Source organism: Roseomonas sp. 18066 (assembly GCF_902706185.1).
Taxonomy (GTDB): Bacteria; Pseudomonadota; Alphaproteobacteria; order Acetobacterales; family Acetobacteraceae; genus Pseudoroseomonas.
Map to the genome: position 1 here is coordinate 59,377 of NZ_CACSJM010000002.1, position 21,106 is coordinate 80,482.

Consider the following 21,106-nt stretch of genomic DNA (forward strand, 5'->3'; position numbering starts at 1 on the left):
CGGTGTGGGTCATGGAAGCGCTCATGATCTGCCTCACTTATTGCGCAGCAGCGTGCGCGCCGCGATGTTGAGCCCGAGGACGCCGAGGGTGATGATCAGCGCGCCCGCCCAGGCCAGCGCGATCCAGTCCTGATAGGGCGAGCCGGCGTAGGAGTAGATGGTGATCGGCAGGCTGGACATCGGCCCGGTCAGGCTGAGCGACCAGTTCAGGTTGCCGAGCGAGGTGAACAGCAGCGGCGCGGTCTCGCCGGCGACGCGGGCCACCGCCAGCAGCACGCCGGTGACGATGCCCGAGGCGGCGGCGCGCCAGCAGACCAGCGTGATCATCTTCCACTTCGGCGCGCCCAGGCCGATCACGGCCTCGCGCAGCGTGTCGGGCAGCAGCCGCAGCATGTCTTCCGTGGTGCGGACCACGATGGGGATGACGATGATCGCCAGCGCCACCGACCCGGCCCAGCCGGAGAAGCCGCCGAAGGGCACCACCAGGATCTGGTAGACGAACAGGCCGATCAGGATCGACGGCGCCGAGAGCAGGATGTCGGAGACGAAGCGCACGGCATTGGCCAGCGGCGAGGCCTTGGCGTATTCGGCCAGGTAGGTGCCGACCAGCAGGCCGATCGGCGTGCCGATCAGGGTGCCGATGCCGGCCTGGATCAGGCTGCCGATGATCGGGTTGAGCAGCCCGCCATCGGAGCCCGGCGGCCGCGTCACCTCGGTGAAGACCCGCGGCGACAGGGCGGAGAAGCCGTTCCAGAACAGCGTGCCCAGGATCGACAGCAGCAGCACCAGGCCGATGCCGGTGGCGCCGTAGCAGGCGAGCTTCACGCCGAGCGCGGTGGCCCGGCGGCGGCGGCCGAGGGCGGCGGCGACGGCCAGGTTCTTGGCGGGGCCGCCCGGCTGGCTGGCCTTGGGCATGGCGGCGTGGGTGGTGGCGCTCATGGGATCAGGCCTTCTGACGCTGGCGCAGCAGGAAGCGCGAGGCGGCCAGCACGATGAAGGAGATGACGAAGAGCAGGAAGCCCAGCGCCAGCAGGGCCGAGAGCTTCAGGCTGCCCAGCTCGCTCTCGCCGAATTCGAGGGCGATCACCGAGGCGATGGTGTTGCCCGGCCCGAACAGGCTGGTCGAGATGCGGTTGGCGTTGCCGATGACGAAGGTGACCGCCATGGTCTCGCCCAGCGCGCGGCCGAGGCCCAGCATGATGCCGCCGACCACCGAGATGCGGGTATAGGGCAGCACGACGTTGCGGACCACTTCCCACTGGGTGCAGCCCAGGCCGTAGGCGCTTTCCTTGTAGACCGGCGGCACCGTCTCGAAGACGTCGCGCATGGTCGCCGCCACGAAGGGCAGCACCATGATCGCCAGGATCAGGGCGGCGGTGAAGATGCCGGTGCCGAAGGGGGGGCCGGCGAAGAGGAAGCCGACGCCCGGCAGCTCGCCCAGCGTGTCGATGACGAAGGGCTGCACCGTCTGCGCCATGAACGGCACGATCAGGAAGAAGCCCCACATGCCGTAGATGATCGAGGGGACGGCGGCCAGCAGCTCGACCGCGGTGCCGACCGGGCGGCGCAGCCAGGCGGGCGCCAGCTCGGTCAGGTAGAAGGCGACGCCGAAGGCCAGCGGCACGGCCAGCAGCAGCGCCAGCACGGCGGTGATGACGGTGCCGTAGATCGACACGCCGGCGCCGAAGACCTCCTGCACGGGGTCCCATTCGGTCGAGAAGACGAAGCCGGGGCCGAAGGCCATGAAGGCCGGCAGGCCGCCGATGAACAGGCCGATGATGATGGCGCCCAGCAGGGCCAGCACCAGGATTCCGGCAGCCCGGCAGGCGGCCGCGAAGATGGCGTCGCCCAGCGCGCCGGAGGCGGTGCCGCGCTTGAGGCCGGGCGGGGATCCGCTGACGGCGACGGCGTCGGGGGCAAGGGTGGCGGACGGCGGCAAATTCGCGCTCCGGGTCGCGGGTTCCGGGTAGCCCCCGGCGGCTGGTCAGGGCATGGGCGCGCGGTGCGGCCCTGCCCTGGGGGGAAGCCGGGCTTGACCGCCCCGGCCGATCCGCGGAAGCGGGCGGCGCCGATGTGGCACCGCCCGCCTGTCCTGTCGTCAGACCGGGGAGGAGCCCCCGGCCATCGGCCTCAGTTCGCCGGCCAGACCGGCTTGCCGTTGACCTGGATGGTGGCCCAGGCGGCGCGGATGGCGTTCTCGACCGCTTCCGGCACCGGGATGTAGTCCAGCTCGGTGGCGGTGGCATCGCCCGAGCGGAAGGCCCAGTCGAAGAACTTCATCACGTTCTGCGCGCGGGTGGCATCGGTCGGGTTGCGCGGCAGCAGGATGAAGGTCGGCGAGACGATCGGCCAGGAGGTGGCGCCCTGGGTGTCGATCAGGCTGGCGGCGAAGTTCGGCGCGGTCCAGTCGGCATTGGCGGCGGCAGCCTGGAAGGCGGCGGTCGTCGGCTCGACATAGTTGCCGGCGCGGTTGCGCAGCTGGGTGGTCACCAGCTTGTTCTGGGTGGCGTAGGCGTGCTCGACATAGCCGATGGCGCCGCGGACGTTGCGGACGGTGCCGGCGACGCCCTCGTTGCCACGGGCGCCCGTGCCCGACGGCCAGCGCACCGAGGTGCCCACGCCGACGCGGGTCTTGAAGTCGCCGGAGACGGCGGACAGGTAGGACACCCAGACAAAGGTCGTGCCCGAGCCGTCAGCGCGGTAGACCGGGGCGATCGCCAGGTTCGGCAGGTTCAGGCCCGGGTTCATCTCGACCAGGCGCGGGTCGTTCCACTTGGTGATCTTGCCCAGGTAGATGTCGGCCAGGACCTCGCCGGTCAGGCGCATCTTGTGGTCCTCGACGCCGGGCACGTTCACGATGGCGACCAGGCTGCCCATGGTGGCCGGGAACTGCAGCAGGTTGTGCTCCTGCAGCTGCTCGGCGGTCATCGGCGCGTCGGAGGCGCCGAAGTCGACGGTGCGGTTGCGGATCTGCGCCTGGCCGGCGCCCGAGCCGACGGACTGGTAGTTGAGCTGGATGTTCACCGCGCCGCGCGCCGCCTCGCCCCACTTCTGGTACAGCGGGTTCGGGAAGCTCGCACCGGCCCCGGTGATGGTGGCCTGCTGCGCGGAAGCCCCCATCGAGAGGCTGATCGACGCCACGAGGCCGGCCGCCAGGGCCAGAATCCGATTGCTCACTTGATATCTCTCCGTCCTTGGGGCCGCCCGGGGGTCGCTGCTGGCAGCGGATCCGGGCGGTTCGGTCGAGCGCCTTCTAGGACGGAGGAGCGACGGTTCTATTTCAGAAATATGAAGCTTCGATGACGGCCGGCTAGACATCTGCCTCGGGTTGTCCGGCCCGGGGCCCCGCCTGGTCGCCGGCGGCCCGGCGGAATGCCTGAAACCCAAGGCGGGGCCTGGGCTTTTCGCCGATGCCGGTGCCGCGCCCTTCGCGCCGCGCCGGGGAGGATCCTGCCATGCCCTGGCTGCCCGCCGCCACCGCCCTGGTCGTTTTCGCTGGATTGGCCACGCTGCCGCTGGCCGCGGCCCGGGCCGAATCGCCCCCGCAGCCGGTCGCCGCCGCGCTCGCGCTGGCGGAGCCGCAGCCCGGCTGGCGCGCCAGCCGGGTGATCGGCAGCCCGGTCTTCTCCGAGGCCGAGGAGCAGGTCGGCGCCGTGGTCGACCTGATCCTGCTGGAGGATGGCCGGGTCGCCGCCCTGGTGCTGGGCGTCGGCGGCTTCCTGGGCGTGGGGACGAAATACGTCGCCGTGCCGGCCCCGGCGGTGCGCTTCCTGCCCGGCCCGCGCGGCACGCCCCGCCTGGTCGTCGCCATGACCCGCGAGGCGCTGCGCGAGGCCCCCGCCTTCGACCTCGACGCCGAGAGCCGCTAGCGCAAGCCGTCTTCGAAGCGACGAAGACAACTTGCGCTAGCTCTTTGTTTGATCGCGTAATTCAGGCTTTTCGGCGATTCCGCCTCAAGCCATCACTACCTAGCGCTTCTTGGCCGTGCCGTCGTTCAGCGGCTTCTCCCAGCCCACGGTGTTGGTGCCGGGGCTGGATTGCGCCGGCGGGTCGCTGGCCGGGAAGCTGTCCTCCAGCGAGCGGTCCAGCTTGGCCTCGTCGCCCTTGGCCTTGCGGTGCTGCTCGACCGGCTCCGGCTTTTCACCGCCGGCGGGCGTCGGGGTCGCTGTGGGATGGGTCGCCATGGCTGCGTCTCCTCCGTCGCGCCCTGGCCGTCGCGGCCGGGCGTCTGTGCGGAAGCAACCCCGGCCGGACGCCACGGGTTGCCTGCTCGCGTTTCCGCGATTTTTCCGGTCGAGCAATTTCTCGCCAACGGCTAAGCTCGAGGCGGCCTCGTTGGAGCCGTGCCCATGGACCTGACCGGCAGCGACGACCCCCTGCTCGCCCCGCCCCCCGCCGATGCGGACCCTGCGCCGCCGCCCGAGGCCGCGGCCGACTGGCTGGACGCGCAGCTGCGCGCGACCTTCGAGGCCGACCGGGCGGAGCCGCTGCCGCCGCGGCTGCTCGCCCTGCTGCGGCCCGCACCATCCCCGGAGGATGCGCCGCGCTGACAGCGCGGCTTCCCGGGACTGTCACGGCACCGCCATGCGGCTGTCGCCGGCGCCGGTCCAGGAGGGGGTTTCTGCCCTCACGCGGAGTCGCCGCATGCCTGACGCCTTGCCCCGAATCACCCGCCAGCACACCGCCAACGCCGCGCTGTTCCTGAAGCGCTGGTCGGCCAATCCGCTGCAGATGGGCTCGGTGGTCCCCTCCTCGCCCAGCCTGTGCCGGCGCATCGCGCGCGAGGTGGCGCGCGGGCCGCAGGACTATGTGCTGGAGCTCGGCGCCGGCACCGGCGTCGTCTCCCGCGCGCTGCTGGAGAGCGGCGTGCCGGCCGAGCGGCTGATCGTGGTCGAGATCGTGCCCGAGATGGCGGCGCATCTGCGCCAGACCCTGCCCGGCGTGCGCGTGGTCTGCGGCGACGCCTTCGACCTGGCCGCCTGCATCCCGCCCGAGGCGCATAACCGCATCTCGACGGCGATCTGCGGCATCCCGCTGGTGCTGCTGCCGCTGGAGAAGCAGCGCCGCTTCCTCGACAGCGTCGAGGCGGTGGCGCCGGGCCGCGGCTTCCTGCTCTACAGCTATTGCATCACCTCGCCCCTGCCCTGGCGCAAGCTGGCGCTGAAGGCCGAGCGCCGCGCCTGGACGCCGCGCAACTTCCCCCCCGCCAGCGTCTGGCGCTACACGCCCAGCGCCGCTTGATTCGTTGACGTAACGTTAAGCGCCATGCTGTCCTGCCGCCTTCCTGAGGGTCTTTGGGGAGGCGGCGATGGGCGGCATTCTGCAGGCGGCACCCGAGGTGGAGGCGCAACCACTGTGGCAGGGCGGCGTGCCCGCCGAGGCGGTGCTGTTGTCCGAGGCCTTCGAAGGCTGCGTGCTGACACCCTATAATGACGGCTTCGGCTTCCCGACCATCGGCATCGGCAGCCGGCGCTACGCCGACGGCACGCCGGTCTGGCTGGGCGGCCCCGCCATCAGCCGCGCGACCGCCGAGGCCCTGGCGATGCGCGACCTGGAGAAAGCGGCCGCCCTGGTCGCCCAGGCGGTGCGCGTGCCGCTAACCCCGCGCCAGGCGGCGGCGCTGATCCTGCTGGCCAACAACCTGGGCGCGCTGACGGTCGCCGCCCCCAGCCTGCTGAAGCTGGTCCATGCCGGCGACTGGAAGGCGGCGGCCGACCTGTTCAAGATCTACCGCACCAGCGCCGGCAAGCCCGCCACCGGCCTGCGCCGCCGCCGCTGGACCGAGGCCGCCTTCAGCCTGGGCATGGCGCCGATGCTGGCGAAGCAGAAGGCCTGGGACGCCATCCAGTCGCCGGAAGACTGGCCGCCCTTGCCCGGCTGAGCCTCAGCCGACGGCGCCCAGCCCGGCCGGCAGCTCGCCGCGCAGCGAGACCAGCTGGGCGCGGAACTGCGCGGCGCAGGCCTGCCAGCTGAAGCCCTCGGCCCGCGCCCGGCAGGCGGCGCGGTCGGCGCCCAGCGCGGCCAGGCAGGCGCGCCGCAGGTCGTCGTCGACGGCGCCCACGGGTTCGTCGCCCAGCACCGTCAACGGCCCGGGCTGCGGATAGGCGGCGACCGGGGTGCCGCAGGCCAGCGCCTCCAGCAGCACCAGGCCGAAGGTGTCGGTGCGCGAGGGGAAGACCATGACATCGGCCGCGGCATAGGCCGCCGCCAGCGCCGCGCCATGGCGGAAGCCGGCGAAATGCGCGGCCGGGAAGCGCTGCTGCAGCCCCGCCCGCGCCGGCCCGTCGCCGACGACGACCTTCGACCCCGGCAGGTCCAGCGCCAGGAAGGCCTCGATATTTTTTTCTGTTGCCACCCGGCCGACGTGAAGGAAAATCGGGCGCGGCAGGTCCGGGAAAGCGTCGCGCGGGCCGGGGCGGAACAGCTCGGTGTCGACGCCCCTCGACCAGTGGCGCAGGCGCGAGAAGCCCTGCGCATCGAGCTCGCGATGCAGGCTCTCGGTGGCGACGAAGGTGCCCGAGGCCGCGGCGTGGAAGCGCCGCAGCACCGGCCAGGACCAGGCCAGCGGCACCCGGAAGCGCGCCGCCAGATAGTCGGGGAAACGGGTGTGGAAGGCGGTGGTGAAGCGCCAGCCGCGCCTGCGGCACAACGCCCGCATCGCCCAGCCCAGCGGGCCTTCGGTGGCGATGTGCACGGCATCCGGCTCGGCGGCCTCGACCATGGCGGTCAGGCGGCGGCGGGGGAACAGCGCCAGGCGCAGCCCCGGCTCGCCGGGGACCCCCATGCTGCCGAAGCGGTCCGGGCTGATCACCGTGACGCTGTCGCCGCCGCGCGTCAGCGTCTCGGCCACCATGCCAAGGGTGCGGACGACGCCATTGACCTGCGGCGTCCAGGCATCGGTCACCAGCAGCAGCCGCATTGTTTTATTCCGCCGCGACGGCGACCGGCGCCGGCAGGGCGCGCGGGGTGGCGTTGTGGCGGCGGCGGTGCTCGGCGGCCCAGTCGATCAGCTCGAAGCGGCCATCGGCATGCTCGACCAGCGCCGAGCAGCTTTCCACCCAGTCGCCGTCATTCATGTAGGTGATGCCGTTCACCTGGCGCATCTCGGCATGGTGGATATGGCCGCAGATGACGCCGTCCAGCCCGCGGCGCCGGGCTTCCTCGGCCAGCGCCACCTCGAAGCGGTCGATCGCCTTCACCGCCTCCTTCACCTGGCGCTTCAGCCACTGGCTGAGCGACCAGTAGGGATAGCCCAGCCGGCGCCGCACCGCGTTGAACCAGCGGTTCACCGCCAGCGCCACGTCATAGGCCCAGTCGCCCAGATGCGCGATGACGCTGGCATAGCGCACCACGCTGTCGAACTCGTCGCCATGGATCAGCAGGAAGCGGCGGCCATCGGCGGCGACATGCACCGCCTCCTTCACCAGGGCGATGCCGGCCACCTGGAATTCCGGCCCGGCCCAGTCGCGGAAGACCTCGTCATGGTTGCCGGGGATATAGGTGACCTTGGTCCCGCGCTTGGCCATGGACAGGACCTTGCGGATGACCTGGTCGTGCTTGGCGTCCCAGTACCAGGAGCGCTTCAGCCGCCAGCCATCGATGATGTCGCCCACGAGGTAGAGATGCTCGCACTCCACCTCCTCCAGGAATTCGAGCAGCAGGTCGGCGCGGCAGCCACGCTGCCCCAGATGGGTGTCGGAAATGAACAGCGTCCGATAACGGCGCTTGTCGGGGCTCGGCAGCATTCCGGCTTCCCTCGGCTGGGCCCAACGACCGAGTCCGCGACCGGTGGCCTTGGGCGTTGCATCCGAGGGAGGCCTTATCGGAGCTTCGCGACGGGCCGGTGACGAGGGTGTGACAGATCGAAGAGAAGATGTCGGGGAAGACAGAATAAGGTCGGGGGAATGAATTCCCCCGAGCCCCCTTCTTCTTTCTGGGGTGACTGCCGTGTCCACGTGGAGACAGTACGTGAAACGGCCCATCGACAGCGCGACCTTTGGGCGGGCGCTGATGCTATAAAATCAGAAAAAAGAAGGGGTCCAGGGGAATTCATTCCCCTGGCCTATTCCTTGAATTCACCCCCCAGAACGAACAGGCAGTCGCCACGCAGCGTCCGCCCTGGCTGCCGCTTGCAGAGGACGAAGCCGTCATTGAGGAAGGTGCATTCCACGAAGGGCGCCCAGGGCGTCTCGGGGAAATGGATCCGCGCCGCGGGCTGGCCGGCCTTCACGCGGTCGCCGAGCTCGACCAGCGGCTCGAAGACGCCGGCCTCGGGCGTGTAGACGAAGTGGTCCTGGCCGGCGAGGCCGAAGATCTCGGTGGCCTCCCCCTCGATGCGGGCGCTCTCGGGCAGGATGCCCAGATGGACCAGCAGGTTGTTCACGCCCCGCTCGGCGATGCGCAGCCCGGCCGGGGTGACGCAGCCGGCGCCGCCGAGCTCGCTGCCCAGCGTCGGGATGCCATGGGTCTCGGCATAGCCGCCGAGCGTCTGGTTGCCGCCCTGTCCCTGCGCCCGGCCCTGCACATAGGCCAGCGGCGCGCCGAAGGCCCGCAGCGCCGCCATGTGCTTCGCGTAGAGCGCGGGATCGGGCACCTGGCTGGTCAGCACGCAGGGCACGTAGAGCAGCGAGGACCCGCCGGAATGCAGGTCGCAGATCAGGTCGGCGCGCGGGATCAGCTCGCTGGCGATGAAATAGGCGATCTGCTGGGTGACCGAGCCGTCGGGATCGCCGGGGAAGATGCGGTTCAGGTTCAGGTTGTCGATCGGCGAGACGCGGTTGCCGGCCATGGCGGCGGGGAAGTTGGCCGTCGGCAGGATGATGACGCGGCCGCGGATGGCGTCCGGCGTCAGCCGCTTGACCAGGTTGGCCAGCGCCACCTGGCCTTCGTATTCGTCGCCATGGTTGCCGGAGACGAAGAGCGCGGTCGGCCCCTCGCCGTTGCGGATGACGACGATGGGGATCGGCAGGAAGCCATAGGCCGAGGCGTGGCTGGAATGGAACAGGCGCAGGAAGCCGTGCTGGGCCCCATCCTTGTCGAAATCGACATCGCAGAGGATGCGGCTCTTGCGGGGTTCAGGCATGGCGCGGTTGGCTCCGTCGGTGCTTTGGACGCTCAATGCGTCTTGGTCAGCAGGTGGCAGGCGGCGAGATGGCCCGGCGCGGTCTCGGCCAGCGGCGGCGCCACCTCGCGGCAGACCGCCATGGCGTGCGGGCAGCGGGTGTGGAAGCGGCAGCCCGACGGCGGGTTGATGGCGCTGGGCATGTCGCCCACCACGCGCAGCCGGGCGGCGCGGCGGGCGGCGCGCCCGGCCGGATGCGGCGCCGGCACCGCGGCCAGCAGCGCCTGGGTATAGGGATGCATCGGCGCCGCGTAGAGCTGCTCCTTCGGCGCCAGCTCGACGACGCGGCCGAGATACATCACCGCGACGCGGTCGGAGATGTGGCGCACCACCGACAGGTCATGGGCGATGAACAGGTAGGTCAGGCCCATCTCCTGCTGCAGGTCCTGCAGCAGGTTGACGATCTGCGCCTGGACCGAGACGTCGAGCGCCGAGACCGCCTCGTCGCAGACGATGAAGCGCGGCCGCAGGATCAGCGCGCGGGCGATGCCGACGCGCTGGCGCTGGCCGCCGGAGAATTCATGCGGGAAGCGCGAGGCGGCGCGGGCCGGCAGGCCGACGCGCTCCAGCATGGCGGCGACGGCGGCGCGGGCGGCGGCATCGGGCTTGGCGCCATGGATCAGCATGGGCTCCATGACGATGTCCTCCACCGTCATGCGCGGGTTCAGCGCGCCGTAGGGGTCCTGGAAGACGATCTGCATGCCGCGCCGGGTCTCGCGCAGCTGCTTCGGCGCCAGCGCCATGATGTCGGCGCCGTCGAACAGGACATTGCCGTCGCTGGCCTCCAGCAGGCGGATCAGCAGCCGGCCGAGGGTCGACTTGCCGCAGCCGGACTCCCCCACCAGCCCCAGGGTTTCCCCGGGCATGATGCGGAGCGAGACATCGTCCACCGCGCGCAGCACCGGCCCGCCGATGCGGCGGCCGAACCAGCCGGCGGGGCCGACATGGAAATGCTTGGACAGACCCGTGGCCTCGACGAGCGGGCGTGGCGGGATCATGCGGGCTCAGCCATGGGGGCGGCGATCTCCGGCAGGCGGATGCAGGCGGCGGCATGGGCGGGGGCGAGCTCGGCCAGCACCGGCAGGGTGTCGGCGCAGGCCGGCACGGCATGGCCGCAGCGCGGGCGGAAGCGGCAGCCGGAGGGCCGGCGCGCCGGCTCCGGCAGGCTGCCCGGGATGGCGACCAGCCGCGGCCGGTCGTGGTCGAGCGAGGGCACGCAGTCGAGCAGGCCGCGCGTGTAGGGATGCAGCGGCGCGTCGAACAGGCGCTCGACCGGCGACTGCTCGACGATGCGGCCGGCATACATGACCAGCACGCGGTCGGCGGTTTCCGCCACCACGCCCATGTTGTGGGTGATGATCATGATGGCCATGCCGAACTCGTCGCGCAGGTCCATCAGCAGGTCGAGGATCTGCGCCTGGATGGTGACGTCGAGCGCGGTGGTGGGCTCGTCGGCGATCAGCAGGCGCGGGTTGCAGGCCAAGGCGATGGCGATCATCACGCGCTGCCGCTGGCCGCCGGAGAGCTGGTGCGGATAGTCGTCCATCCGGCGTTCCGGCGACGGGATGCCGACCTTGGCCAGCAGCTGCACGGCGCGCTCGCGCAGCGCCCGCGGCGACAGGCGCTCATGCGCGCGGATGGTCTCCATGATCTGCTCGCCGATGCGGAAGACCGGGTTGAGCGAGGTCATCGGCTCCTGGAAGATCATGGCGATCCCCGGGCCACGGATCTTCTGCAGCTGCCGCTCGGACAGCTTTGTCAGGTCCTGCCCTTCGAACATCACCGAGCCTGACAGGATCTTTGCCGGTGGCCGTGGCAGCAGCCCCATCACGGTGAGCGCCGTGACGCTCTTGCCGCTGCCGGATTCGCCGACGATGCCGAGGATTTCGCCCGGCTCGATGCTGAAAGAAATATCCTCGATGGCGGTGACCTGGCCGCTTTCGGTGCCGAAGGCGGTGGTGAGGTTGCGGATCTCGAGCAGGCTCATTGCTGGATCCTCAGCCGGGGGTCGAGCACGTCGCGCAGGCCGTCGCCCAGCATGTTGAGGCCGAGCACGGTCAGCATCAGGGCGACGCCGGGGATGGCGATGATCCAGGGGGCGTCGCGCATGAAGTCGCGGCCCTCGGCCATGATATTGCCCCAGGTCGGCGTCGGCGGCACCGCGCCGAGGCCGAGGAAGGACAGCGTGGCTTCCGACAGCACCGCATAGGCGAACAGGAAAGAGAGCTGGACGATCATCGGCGCCATGGCATTGGGCAGGATATGGTGCCGCAGGATGCGCCAATGGCCGGCGCCGGCGGCGACCGCGGCCTGGACGTATTCCATCTCCCGCAGCACGATGACCGAGGCGCGGACGATGCGCGCCGTGCGCGGGATATAGACGATGCCCAGCGCCAGGATGACGTTCATCGTCGACGGGCCGAGCATCGCGGTGACGCCGATCGCCAGCAGGATCGCCGGGAAGGCCATCAGCGCGTCGTTGATGCGCATCAGGACGTTGTCGACGCGGCGGAAATAGCCGGCGAGCGCGCCGATCAGCGTGCCAAATACGGCGTTCAGCGCCACCACCGAGATGCCGATGATCACGGAGAGCTGCGCGCCCCAGACCACGCGCGACCACAGGCTGCGGCCGAAATTGTCGGTGCCCAGCACATAGTCGCCGCCGGGGGGCAGGAACTTGTTGCGCATCGACAGGCGGTTGGGGTCGGCCGTGGTGATCCAGGGCGCGGCGGCGGCCAGGAAGGCGATGATGCCGAACAGCACCAGCCCGGTCAGGAACAGCCGGTGCCGGAACAGCCGGCGCAGCGCGGCCAGCGCCGGGTGGCGGCGCTTCGGCGCGCGCTCGGCCAGTTCGGGGGTGGCGGCGATGGGAAGGGCCTCACTCATAGCGCACCCGCGGATCCAGCACGGCATAGAGCAGGTCGATGCCGATATTGACGAGGACGAGGAAGGCGGTGACCAGCAGCAGCCCGCCCTGCACCATCGGATAGTCGCGGTTCAGCACCGCCTGGGTCAGCAGCTGGCCGATGCCGGGGATGGAGAACAGCGCCTCGGTCACCACCGCGCCCGACAGCAGCAGGCTGATGATGATGCCGACCACCGTGGTGATCGGGATCAGCGCATTGGCCAGCGCATGGCGGAAGACCACCTGGTGATAGGGCAGGCCCTTGGCGCGGGCGGTGCGGATATAGTCCTGCCGCATCACCTCCAGCATGGTCGAGCGGGTGATGCGCGCCAGCAGCCCGGCCTGCAGCAGCGCCAGCGAGATCGCCGGCATGGTGACGCTGCGGAACCACCCCCAGGGGTCCTGGGCGAAGGGCACGTAGCCGCCGGTCGGCAACCAGCCCAGATGGACGGCGAAGACGATGATCATCACCAGGCCGAGGAAGAAGCTCGGCACCGAGATGCCGATCATGGCGAAGATCATGGCGATCTGGTCGACCAGCGTGTTCTGCTGCAGCGCGGCGGCGATGCCGCAGAGCAGGCCGATGATCAGCGTCAGCACCAGCGCGTAGGCCGACAGCCCCAGCGTCACCGGCAGCCGCTCCATCGTCACCGCGAAGACGCCGCGGCCCATCAGGATGGAGCGCCCCAGGTCGCCCTGCAGCAGCCCGCCATACCAATGGAACAGCTGCGCCAGGAAGGGCTGGTCCAGGCCGAGATCGGCGCGGATCTGCGCCACCTGCTGCGGCGTCGCCGACAGGCCGGCGATGGCGGCCGCCGGGTCGCCCGGGATCAGCCGCATCATGCCGAAGGTGATCAGGCTGACCAGCAGCAGCACCGGCAAGGCGCTGGCCAGCCGCCGCAGCGCGACGCCCATCATGGCGCCACGCCCTCAGCCGCCTCCTTCACCGCTCCATCCAGACGTTAGAGAAGCGCGGGATGCGAAATGGACGAAAACCCTTCACCGTGGCCCGCGTCGCCTGCACCTTGGTCAGCGAGCCGAAGGGATAGGCCAGCGCCCGCTCCATCACCAGCTGCTGCATGCGGGCGAAGGCGGCGTTGCGCTCGGCTTCCGTCGGCTTGGTGTTCATGTCGTTCCAGGCGGCCTCGACATCCGGGTCGCCGCGGTCGTCGCGCGGGCGGTAGTTGGCGCCGGGGGAGGCCAGGAACTGCATGGTCGCCAGCGCGCCCAGCGCCGGCTGCGTGCCCCAGCCGGAGTGGAAGAAATGCCACTCGTTGCTGTTGACCTTCTGCGACATCTGCACCGAGGTCGGCCAGTCGACGACGCGCAGCTGCGCATTGATGCCGGCCGCCTGCATCTGCTGCTGCATCACCAGGGCGGCGTTGTACATCGCCGGATAGTCGCGGTTGGTCAGGATGGTGATCGGCTCGCCCTTGTAGGGCGACTGCGCCAGGAAGCGCTTGGCCGCGGCGACGTCGTTGACGTTGTAGAACTGCTTGCCGGCATCCGTGTAGCTCGGCTGGTTCGGGAACTGGAAGCCGACATTGAGGCGGAAATTGCCGTCGGTCGCGGCATCCATGATGTCCTCGGCGCCGAGCGCCGCCTGCACCGCGCGGCGGAAGTTCAGGTTGTCGGTGGGCGGCGTCGCGGTGTTGGGCAGGGCGATCTGGATCCACCAGTTCTCCAGCGGCAGCACGGTGACGTTGCGGTTGGCGCGCAGCGCGGCGACCGCCTTGGTGGGCACGTCCTCGACGCCCTGCAGCTCGCCGGTCTCGAGGCCGGCGACGCGGGCCGAGGCCTCGGTCACGATGCGGAAGGTCACCGTGTCGAGGCAGGCCTGCTTGTAGCCGCCGAAGCCGGTCGCCTGCTCATAGGCGGTATTGGGCTTGTAGCCGTCATAGCGGCCGAGCCGGGCCTGGGCGCCGGGGGTGAATTCCAGCAGCCGGAAAGGCCCGGTGCCAATGGGGCGCAGCTGCTGCGGCGCGTCATCCTTGTGCTCGGCGGGGATGATGACGATGGGGACACTGAAAGAAGAAAGCGCCTCGATGAAGGTCGGCTGCACCACCTTCATGCGGATGACGAAGGTCGCCGCATCCGGCGCCTCCCAGCGGTCGACATTGTCCAGCGTGCTGCGCTGCAACCCGATCCGCTTGTAGCGGTCGAAGGAGGCGACGACATCGGCCGAGGTCATCGGCTTGCCGTTGTGGAAGGTGACGCCGCTGCGCAGCGTGAAGGTATAGGTCAGGTGGTCGTCGGATTCGACCATCTTCTCGGCCAGCTCGAGGATCGGCCGGTTGTTCTCGTCGCGCGTCACCAGCGATTCGTAGATGTTCATCGCGATGTTGCGGGTGGAGATGGTGCTGGACGTCATCTGGTCCAGGCTGTTGACATTGGCCTCCTGGCCGAAGACCAGGTCGCCGCCGCGCTGCGGGCATTGGAAGGGGGCGGCGGCGGCCGGCGTCGCGGCGAGCCCCGCCGCCAAGACCAAGCCCGCGATCCCGAAGGACGCAGGGCCGCAGGACGCCAGCAAGGATCGCTGCATCGCGAGAATCCCCAGTTGTTTCGTCGTTTCTTTTGAAGCCTCGGGGCAAGCTTCGAAGCAGGGCGTTGCGCCGTCAATCCTATTTCATGTTTCAACCGATGAAGCGGCGCAGCACGTTCAGCAGCAGCCGGCTGACCGGGCCGTCGAAGCCGTCGTCGCGCCACAGGCTGCCGCAGAAGGTGATGGAGCCGACGGCGAAGACCGCGCCGCCGCCGGGGGTCTCGAAATAGGCGAGCTCGCCGCGCTTCAGCGCCTCGGGCGGCTCGCCGGAGACGGTGGCCAGATGCGACAGCAGCTCTTCCGGAACGGTGACGAAGGAGGATGGCGGCTCGACCGAGCGGGCCAGCACCACCGTCCCCGGCGGCGAGCCCAGCGCCGCATCGGCGCGGTCGAGCTCGAAGCCTGCCGCACCGCCGCCCGACAGCCCGTAATCGCCGATCTTCTCCTCGTCGACACCATCGAAGACCCAGGCGAATTCCGGCGTCAGCCCGGCCTCGATGCGGCGGTAATAGGTGCCCTCGAACAGCCCCTGCGCGGAGAAGCCGACGCCGGCCAGCGCCTGGGGCGGCCGCCGGTTGCGCCGCCACAGCCCGCCATAGGCGCCGTCCAGCTGGTGGTAGTATTCGCCCGGATCGGCGGCCCAGGCGCGGATGCCGCCCTCGGCGCGGCGCAGCTCGATCATGCCGGGCAGCTCCGGCACGCAGGCGATGCGCCAGTAGAAGCCGTTGCCGCCCAGATACACCATCTTTCCGCCCGACGCGGTGAAGGCGCCCAGCGCGTCCAGCGTCTGCGAGGTATGATATTCGGGATGCGATCCGGTCAGCACGACGTTGTACGGCGCAACCAACCCGACGCCTTCCTCGTGCAGGTCCTCGTCGGTGACGACGTCGAAGTCGATGCCCTGCGCCTCCAGCCAGGCCAGCAGATGGGTGTCGGCCGGGTAGTGCCGCAGCCCGGAGCCCCGCGCGTCGTTGAACGTCAGGAAACCTGGCCGCATGGTCAGCATCGGCCGCAGCCGCGAGGAGAAGGCGATGCCGGTATTGTCCGGATGCCGGTTGTAGGTCGAGCGGCCATAGAGCGGAAAATCATCCGGGTTGTGCGGATAGGCGCCCCAGGCGGCGACGCGGGCGCGGTAGGCGGCGTCGGCATTGCCGCGCGAATGATTGGCATAGGCCTGGTAGGTGAAGGTCGAGGCCAGGAAGGCGACCTTCGCCCGCGGCTTCTCCCCCCGCGCCGGCAGCACGTAGAACGGCAAGAAATCCTCGCCGCCGGCGCAGGTCAGCCGCAGGGCATAGGCGCCGCTCTGCAGCCCGTCGGGGATGCGGAACAGGAAGTCGGATTGCCAGCCGCAATCGCCCAGGTCGTCGGCGTGGAAATGGATGGCGGCATAGTCGCGCGGCGCATGGCGCCAGCACATTTCTTCCCCCGACCAGCGGGCGCCGACCACGGCCCGCGTCGGCACGTTCAGCAGCCGCCCGTGGCAGGCCTGGGGGCCGGTATCCAGCACCGTCTGGCTGGCGATGCCCGCGGAGAAGTCCCACAGCGCCAGGGGCGATGGCGGGTTGTCCAGCGGGCGCGGCCAGGTCTCGCGATGGCCGGGGAACACCGCGGGGTCCTCCAGCTTGCCGGTGAAGTGGCGGACGAGCGTCCCCCCTTCCCGCTCGGCGGCCACCAGGAACTCGCCGCCGCCGGCGACCGGGAGAAAGCCGTGCAGGGATTCGCGCAGCACCACGGTGCCGCCGCTGGCCGGGTTCACCGGCACCTGGCCGAGCCAGAGGCAGCCGGCCTCGGCATCCAGCGACAGCCACAGCCGGTACCAGCCGCGCGCCGCGACCGGCACGCCCGTGGCGATCTCCCGCACCGCGCCATCCTGCGCCAGCCGCGCCACCGCCCCCTGCGGCCCGAGCGCCAGGGTGACGCGGCGGCCGCCCTGCGCCTCGCTGAGCAGCGCCGCCGGCGCCTTGGGCACCGCGCCGGCCCAGGCCAGCACCGTCCAGGTCACCGCCCCCGGGCCGCGCCGCGGGCCGGAGGGGATGACGGCGCAGGAGCCCAGCGCGATCGGCTGGTGCCTTCCCTGGAACTCGGCGTCGAATGTTGCAGAAAGATCGTCGAAGCGAATCCCCGGCCCCGCCGGGTTGGGATCGCCGCTGATCACCCGCAGCAGCCGCGCGCGGTAGCGGGCGCCGGAGGGCACGCTGACCTGCACGGCGAGGGACTCGCCCGGCCGGCGGGAGAAGCGGTCGAGATAGCCGGTGATGGGCAGCTCGCGCGGCGCGGCGGTCATGCGGCGCGGCAACCCATGCTGCGGTGCGGGGGAAGGCGCATGCGCGGTCTCCATCGTCGGCAGGGCTGCAGTCTTGCCCAGCGCTTCCGGTTCTGAAAGCCCCCCTCCGGAAAACACCTGTCTTCGCCTCGCGCTTTCGGGTCGCTGCGGGAACGCACTGGTCAGCGGCGCGCCAGGGGTGCAGTCTGGCCAGCGCACAGAGCGAGGCGCGGACATGAGCGTGGCCATCCAGAACCTCACCAGCAGCGCGGCCGAAGAGCAGGAATGGGCGCTGCGCTGCGACATGGCGGCGGTGTTCCGCGTCGCGGCAAGGCTCGGCTGGAACGAGCAGATCGGCAACCACAACAGCCTGATGCTGCCGGGCGAAGGGCCGCCGCGCTTCCTGATCAATCCGCGCGGCTACCTGTTCCAGGAGCTGCGGGCCAGCGACCTGATCGTCTGCGACCTCGACGGCCGCGTGCTGCAGGGCAGCGGCGAGCTGCGCAAGGTCGCCTTCCACATCCATGCGCGGATCCATGTGCAGAATCCGGGGGCGGCCTGCGTCATCCATGTGCATCCGCGCTGGCTGACCGCGCTGTCGCTGCTGCGCGACACCGAGCTCGCGCTGTCGCACCACAACAACCTGCTGCTGAACGACCGCATCGTCTATGACCATGAGGGCGACGAGCCGGTGCACCAGAACACCGAGGGCGACCGCATCGCGGCGCTGATGGCCGACAAGACGGTGATGGTGATGCGCGGCCATGGCGTCACCGTGGTGGGCCCCCGGGTCGAGGACGCCTTCGACGAATGCTATTTCGCCGAGCGCACGGCGATGGTGCAGCTGACCGCGCTGCAGACCGGCCAGCCGCTGCACCGCCTGCCGGACGGGCTGCGGCGCAAGCACCACGGCCCCTGGGGCGACAAGGTCGATGCCCGGCTGCACCTGGACGCCTGGCGCCGCATCCTCGACCGCGAGGAGCCGGCCTACAAGGAATAGCGCCTCAGCCGGCCTGCCATTCGCGGATGCCCTGGATCGGCCAGAGCAGCATCAGCACGTTCAGCGTCAGGTTGTCGCGGATGGCATAGAGGGCCAGCAGCTCGAAGAAGACACCCAGGGCCAGGGTGACCTTCCAGGGCAGCCGGGCCGCGAGCGCGAAGCCCAGCAGCATCCAGCCCAGGTCGGCTAGCGAGTTCAGCACGCTGTCCCCCTGGTAGCCGGCGGCCAGCGTCGCCTCGCGGTAGCGGTCGATCACCATCGGCGTGTTCTCGGCCACCTCCCAGGCGGCCTCGACCAGGCTGGCGACCACCATTCGGGCACCGACCGTCCAGCCGGGCCGCAGCCAGGCCAGCGCGGCATAAAACAGCAGCCCGTGGATGATGTGGCTCGGGGTGTACCAGTCGGCGATATGCTGGGAATTGCCCGGCCCGTCGGCGCGGCCATACCAGAGCAGCACCTCGCCGCAGGTGCAGATCGGCACCCTTCCCATGGCCAGCAGCACCGCGGCCATGACGACAGCGATGCCCAGCACCGCCAGCATGGGGCGCCTCATGCGCGCCGCCTTGGGGCAGAGAGCGCGGGCGCGTAAGTTGCCCCCCCTTCGCATCGCTTCAGGACCGGCTGCATGTCTTTCCCTCCTGCCTCGACCCCGTGCCTGGCTCCCTCCGGTTACAGCCCGCGCGCCGCTGGCCTGCAAGCCGCGGCGTCCTGAACATGCCGATACCCCGCATCATCTGGACGGCGCCGACCGCGCCGATCCTGCTGGCGGCCCTGCTGGCCCCCGCCATCGCCGTGCTGCAATCCAAGGCCATGGCGCCGATCGGGCTGGTCGCCCTGGTCGCCGCCGTGCTGCTGGCCCGGCGCGAGAGCGGCCGCTGGCCCTGGCCGCTGCGCGCCGGCGCCGGGCTGACCCCCGGCCAGGCGGCGCTCGGCCTTGGGCTGCTGCTCGGGCTCTGGGGCGCCGCCTCGGCCGCCTGGGCGCCGGAGCCGGCCCGCGCCCTGAAGGACGGTCTCTCCTTTGCAGGACTTGTTTTCCTGGCCGCCGCCGCTGCCCGGGCGGTCGCGCAGAGCGGCCCCGAGGCGCGCGCGCCCCTGCCCTATGCGCTCGCGGCCGGGCTGTTCCTCGGCCTCGGGCTGGCGCTGGCCGACCACCTGTCGGGCTCGATGATCCGGGCGGCGGTGCGCGGCATCGCCGAGCCGACGCCGCAGCTGGCCTTCGGGCTGAAGCCGGCGGCCTCGGTCATGGCGCTGCTGCTGCCGCTGCTGGCCGCCACCCCCTGGCGCCCGGCCCTGCGCCTCGGCCTGCCGCTGCTGGGCGGCCTGCTTCTGCTGGCCATCCCCGGCGACACCGCGCGGATCGCCGTGGTGGCGGGCCTGGCCGCCGCCGGGCTGGCGGCGCTGCTGCAGCGCTGGGCGCCGGGGCGGCTGGCGGCGGTGGTCGGGCTGGCGCTGGCCGCCATCATCCTGGCGACGCCGCCGCTGCTGCCGACGCTGCTGGACAAGGTGGCCCCGGTCGCCGAGCGGCTGCCGCCCTCGGCCATCCACCGCCTGGTCATCTGGCATTTCGGCGCCGAGCGGGCGGCGGAGAAGCCGCTGCTCGGCTGGGGCATGGAGGCCTCCCGCGCGCTGCCCGGCGGCGACGACCGGCCGGAGGCCGGGCGCCTGGCCGCCATCGGCGTCACCAGCCAGGGCCTGCGCGACTGGTTCGCCGCCCCGCATGTGAAGCTGATGCCGCTGCACCCGCATAACGGCCCGCTGCAGCTGAAGCTGGAGCTCGGCGCGGTGGGCAGCCTGCTGGCCGCCGGGGCGGTGATGCTGCTGGCGATGCAGGCCGGACTGCTGCGCCTCGGCGCCGGTCCGCTGGGCATGCTGGTCTCGGGATTCGTCACCTTTCTCGCCAGCTTCGGCGCCTGGCAGGGCTGGTGGCTGTGCAGCCTGGCCCTGGCCGTGGTGCTGGCCCAGGCCCTGCAGGACGCGCCGCAGGAGAACCATCAGAAACCCGCGAGACAACCATAGGTTGCTGCCCGATTTCCGAAAAACCCCTGCAACTGGGGCGAAAACGGCATTTTTCGCGGGGTGCGCACAAAGGCTTGTGCTCGCATAGGATGCAACGGTAAACGAGTTGCTATCAGAGCGCCGCGGAATCGATCCGGGGCACACGCGAGGACAAACCATGTCTGGCTCGGTCAAGCGGCGCAGCCTGCTTGCTTTCAGCGCCCTGGTGCTGAGCGTGACGCCGCGCCTGTCCGGCCATGCCGAGCTGGTGCTGGAGCCGACCATGTCCGGCCCGGCCGAATGGGCCGATTTCAAGCGCATCTACATGACCGATGCCGGCCGCGTGGTGGATACCGGCAACAAGGACCAGTCGCATTCCGAGGGCCAGGGCTGGGCCATGCTGCTGGCCACCGCCTTCGACGACGAGGCCACCTTCGACCGGGTCTACAACTGGACCCGGATGACCATGCGCCGGCCCTACGATTCGCTGACCGCCTGGAGCTGGAAGCCGAACCGGACCCGCCCGGTCGAGGACATGAACAACGCCACCGACGGCGACCTGTGCATGGCCTGGGCGCTGTACCGCGCCGCCAAGCGCTGGAAGCGGCCGGAGCTGCTGGAGGATGCCCGCACCATCGCCCGCGACCTGCACCGGCTCTGCGTGCGCGAGGTCGATGGCCGCGCCGTGCTGCTGCCCGCCGCCTATGGCTTCGAGCATGCCGGCTATGTCGTGGTGAACCCCTCCTACTATGTCTTCCCCGCCTTCCCGGCGATGGCCGCGCTGATGCCGGAAGGCCGCTGGATGGAGCTGCACCAGCACGGCGTCGCCCTGCTGCGCGAGGCCCGCTTCGGCCGCTGGGGCCTGCCGGCCGACTGGGTGCGCGTGGCCAATGGCGAGCGGCCGAAGCCTGCCTGGGGCTGGCCGCCGCGCTTCTCCTACGACGCCGTCCGCGTGCCGCTCTACCTGGCCTGGGCCGGCCTCGGCGACGAGCCGGCGGCGCAGGCGGCGCTCAGCTTCTGGCATTCCTCCCCGGTCAGCATGCCGGCCTGGACCGAGTTCGGCACCAATGGCGTCTCGCCCTATCCGGCCGACCATGGCATGCGCGCCATCGCCCAGCTGGTCGGCCAGCCCAGCGCCCGCGCCGAGGAGCTGCCGCAGGTCCGCCACGCGCCGCACTACTACGCCGCCGCCCTGACCCTGCTGTCGCGCATGGCCGCCTTCGAGCGCCCGCCGATGGCCTGAGGCGCGCCGCGCCTCCCGCCGCCGGTGATGTCGTCCC

21 protein-coding genes are annotated in these 21,106 nt (G+C 70.8%); 7 read left to right on the forward strand and 14 right to left on the reverse strand.

Annotated features, from left to right (window positions below):
* Positions 1-33: 33 nt before the first annotated feature.
* From pstA to pstS, 3 genes are all read right to left on the reverse strand, one after another.
* Positions 34-939 (reverse strand): phosphate ABC transporter permease PstA, encoded by a 906-nt coding sequence (pstA, locus tag GVN67_RS00770; RefSeq protein ID WP_159992348.1) that lies wholly within the window; start codon positions 937-939, stop codon positions 34-36.
* Between the two features lie 4 nt (positions 940-943).
* Positions 944-1,939 (reverse strand): phosphate ABC transporter permease subunit PstC, encoded by a 996-nt coding sequence (gene pstC / locus GVN67_RS00775; protein ID WP_200845061.1) that lies wholly within the window; start codon positions 1,937-1,939, stop codon positions 944-946.
* A gap of 191 nt (positions 1,940-2,130) precedes the next feature.
* Positions 2,131-3,177, reverse strand: a complete 1,047-nt coding sequence (pstS, locus tag GVN67_RS00780; RefSeq protein ID WP_159992349.1) for a phosphate ABC transporter substrate-binding protein PstS — start codon at positions 3,175-3,177, stop codon at positions 2,131-2,133.
* A 278-nt stretch (positions 3,178-3,455) separates the two neighbouring features.
* Between pstS and GVN67_RS00785 the strand changes: the two genes are divergently transcribed.
* Entirely contained in the window at positions 3,456-3,869 is a 414-nt protein-coding gene (locus GVN67_RS00785) for a PRC-barrel domain-containing protein (RefSeq protein WP_159992350.1), read from the forward strand.
* Between the two features lie 99 nt (positions 3,870-3,968).
* Here the strand turns inward: GVN67_RS00785 and GVN67_RS00790 are convergent, their stop codons facing one another.
* A complete protein-coding gene (locus GVN67_RS00790) occupies positions 3,969-4,184 on the reverse strand; it encodes a hypothetical protein (RefSeq protein ID WP_159992351.1) in 216 nt (71 codons plus the stop codon).
* 165 nt (positions 4,185-4,349) lie between these two features.
* Here GVN67_RS00790 and GVN67_RS00795 point away from each other — a divergent pair, with 165 nt between their 5' ends.
* From GVN67_RS00795 to GVN67_RS00805, 3 genes are all read left to right on the forward strand, one after another.
* The gene (locus tag GVN67_RS00795; protein WP_159992352.1) at positions 4,350-4,550 is read left to right on the forward strand and encodes a hypothetical protein; all 201 of its coding nucleotides are present in this window, start codon (positions 4,350-4,352) and stop codon (positions 4,548-4,550) included.
* 94 nt (positions 4,551-4,644) lie between these two features.
* Complete coding sequence (locus tag GVN67_RS00800; protein WP_159992353.1) at positions 4,645-5,241, forward strand: class I SAM-dependent methyltransferase; 597 nt, start codon at positions 4,645-4,647, stop codon at positions 5,239-5,241.
* 67 nt (positions 5,242-5,308) lie between these two features.
* On the forward strand, positions 5,309-5,881 hold the full coding sequence (locus tag GVN67_RS00805) for a lysozyme (RefSeq protein ID WP_159992354.1): 573 nt from the start codon (positions 5,309-5,311) through the stop codon (positions 5,879-5,881).
* A 3-nt stretch (positions 5,882-5,884) separates the two neighbouring features.
* Here the strand turns inward: GVN67_RS00805 and GVN67_RS00810 are convergent, their stop codons facing one another.
* The 9 genes from GVN67_RS00810 to GVN67_RS00850 all read right to left on the reverse strand — a co-directional run bounded on the left by GVN67_RS00810 (position 5,885) and on the right by GVN67_RS00850 (position 16,852).
* Complete coding sequence (locus GVN67_RS00810; RefSeq protein WP_159992355.1) at positions 5,885-6,919, reverse strand: glycosyltransferase family 1 protein; 1,035 nt, start codon at positions 6,917-6,919, stop codon at positions 5,885-5,887.
* A gap of 4 nt (positions 6,920-6,923) precedes the next feature.
* Positions 6,924-7,745 carry a UDP-2,3-diacylglucosamine diphosphatase gene (locus GVN67_RS00815; protein ID WP_159992356.1) on the reverse strand — a complete coding sequence of 274 codons (822 nt, stop codon included), beginning with the start codon at positions 7,743-7,745 and terminating at the stop codon, positions 6,924-6,926.
* A gap of 317 nt (positions 7,746-8,062) precedes the next feature.
* Entirely contained in the window at positions 8,063-9,082 is a 1,020-nt protein-coding gene (locus GVN67_RS00820; protein WP_159992357.1) for a succinylglutamate desuccinylase/aspartoacylase family protein, read from the reverse strand.
* A 32-nt stretch (positions 9,083-9,114) separates the two neighbouring features.
* A complete protein-coding gene (locus GVN67_RS00825; protein WP_159992358.1) occupies positions 9,115-10,119 on the reverse strand; it encodes an ABC transporter ATP-binding protein in 1,005 nt (334 codons plus the stop codon).
* Positions 10,116-11,108, reverse strand: a complete 993-nt coding sequence (locus GVN67_RS00830; protein ID WP_159992359.1) for an ABC transporter ATP-binding protein — start codon at positions 11,106-11,108, stop codon at positions 10,116-10,118. Before GVN67_RS00830 ends, GVN67_RS00825 begins: the two co-directional genes overlap by 4 nt.
* Entirely contained in the window at positions 11,105-12,007 is a 903-nt protein-coding gene (locus tag GVN67_RS00835) for an ABC transporter permease (protein ID WP_159992360.1), read from the reverse strand. Before GVN67_RS00835 ends, GVN67_RS00830 begins: the two co-directional genes overlap by 4 nt.
* Complete coding sequence (locus GVN67_RS00840; protein WP_159992361.1) at positions 12,000-12,944, reverse strand: ABC transporter permease; 945 nt, start codon at positions 12,942-12,944, stop codon at positions 12,000-12,002. The genes GVN67_RS00835 and GVN67_RS00840 overlap by 8 nt, the downstream gene beginning before the upstream one ends.
* Before the next feature lie 25 nt (positions 12,945-12,969).
* Positions 12,970-14,514, reverse strand: coding sequence for an ABC transporter substrate-binding protein (locus GVN67_RS00845; protein ID WP_159992362.1), 1,545 nt, complete (start codon positions 14,512-14,514; stop codon positions 12,970-12,972).
* A gap of 145 nt (positions 14,515-14,659) precedes the next feature.
* Positions 14,660-16,852, reverse strand: a complete 2,193-nt coding sequence (locus tag GVN67_RS00850) for a N,N-dimethylformamidase beta subunit family domain-containing protein (RefSeq protein WP_159992363.1) — start codon at positions 16,850-16,852, stop codon at positions 14,660-14,662.
* 214 nt (positions 16,853-17,066) lie between these two features.
* Between GVN67_RS00850 and GVN67_RS00855 the strand changes: the two genes are divergently transcribed.
* The gene (locus tag GVN67_RS00855; protein ID WP_159992364.1) at positions 17,067-17,831 is read left to right on the forward strand and encodes a class II aldolase/adducin family protein; all 765 of its coding nucleotides are present in this window, start codon (positions 17,067-17,069) and stop codon (positions 17,829-17,831) included.
* 4 nt (positions 17,832-17,835) lie between these two features.
* Here the strand turns inward: GVN67_RS00855 and GVN67_RS00860 are convergent, their stop codons facing one another.
* A complete protein-coding gene (locus tag GVN67_RS00860; protein WP_159992365.1) occupies positions 17,836-18,384 on the reverse strand; it encodes a DUF2585 domain-containing protein in 549 nt (182 codons plus the stop codon).
* Positions 18,385-18,545: 161 nt separating this feature from the next.
* Here GVN67_RS00860 and GVN67_RS00865 point away from each other — a divergent pair, with 161 nt between their 5' ends.
* Positions 18,546-19,847 carry an O-antigen ligase gene (locus tag GVN67_RS00865; RefSeq protein WP_159992366.1) on the forward strand — a complete coding sequence of 434 codons (1,302 nt, stop codon included), beginning with the start codon at positions 18,546-18,548 and terminating at the stop codon, positions 19,845-19,847.
* Between the two features lie 157 nt (positions 19,848-20,004).
* Entirely contained in the window at positions 20,005-21,069 is a 1,065-nt protein-coding gene (locus tag GVN67_RS00870) for a glycosyl hydrolase family 8 (RefSeq protein ID WP_159992367.1), read from the forward strand.
* The last annotated feature ends 37 nt before the right edge of the window (positions 21,070-21,106 follow it).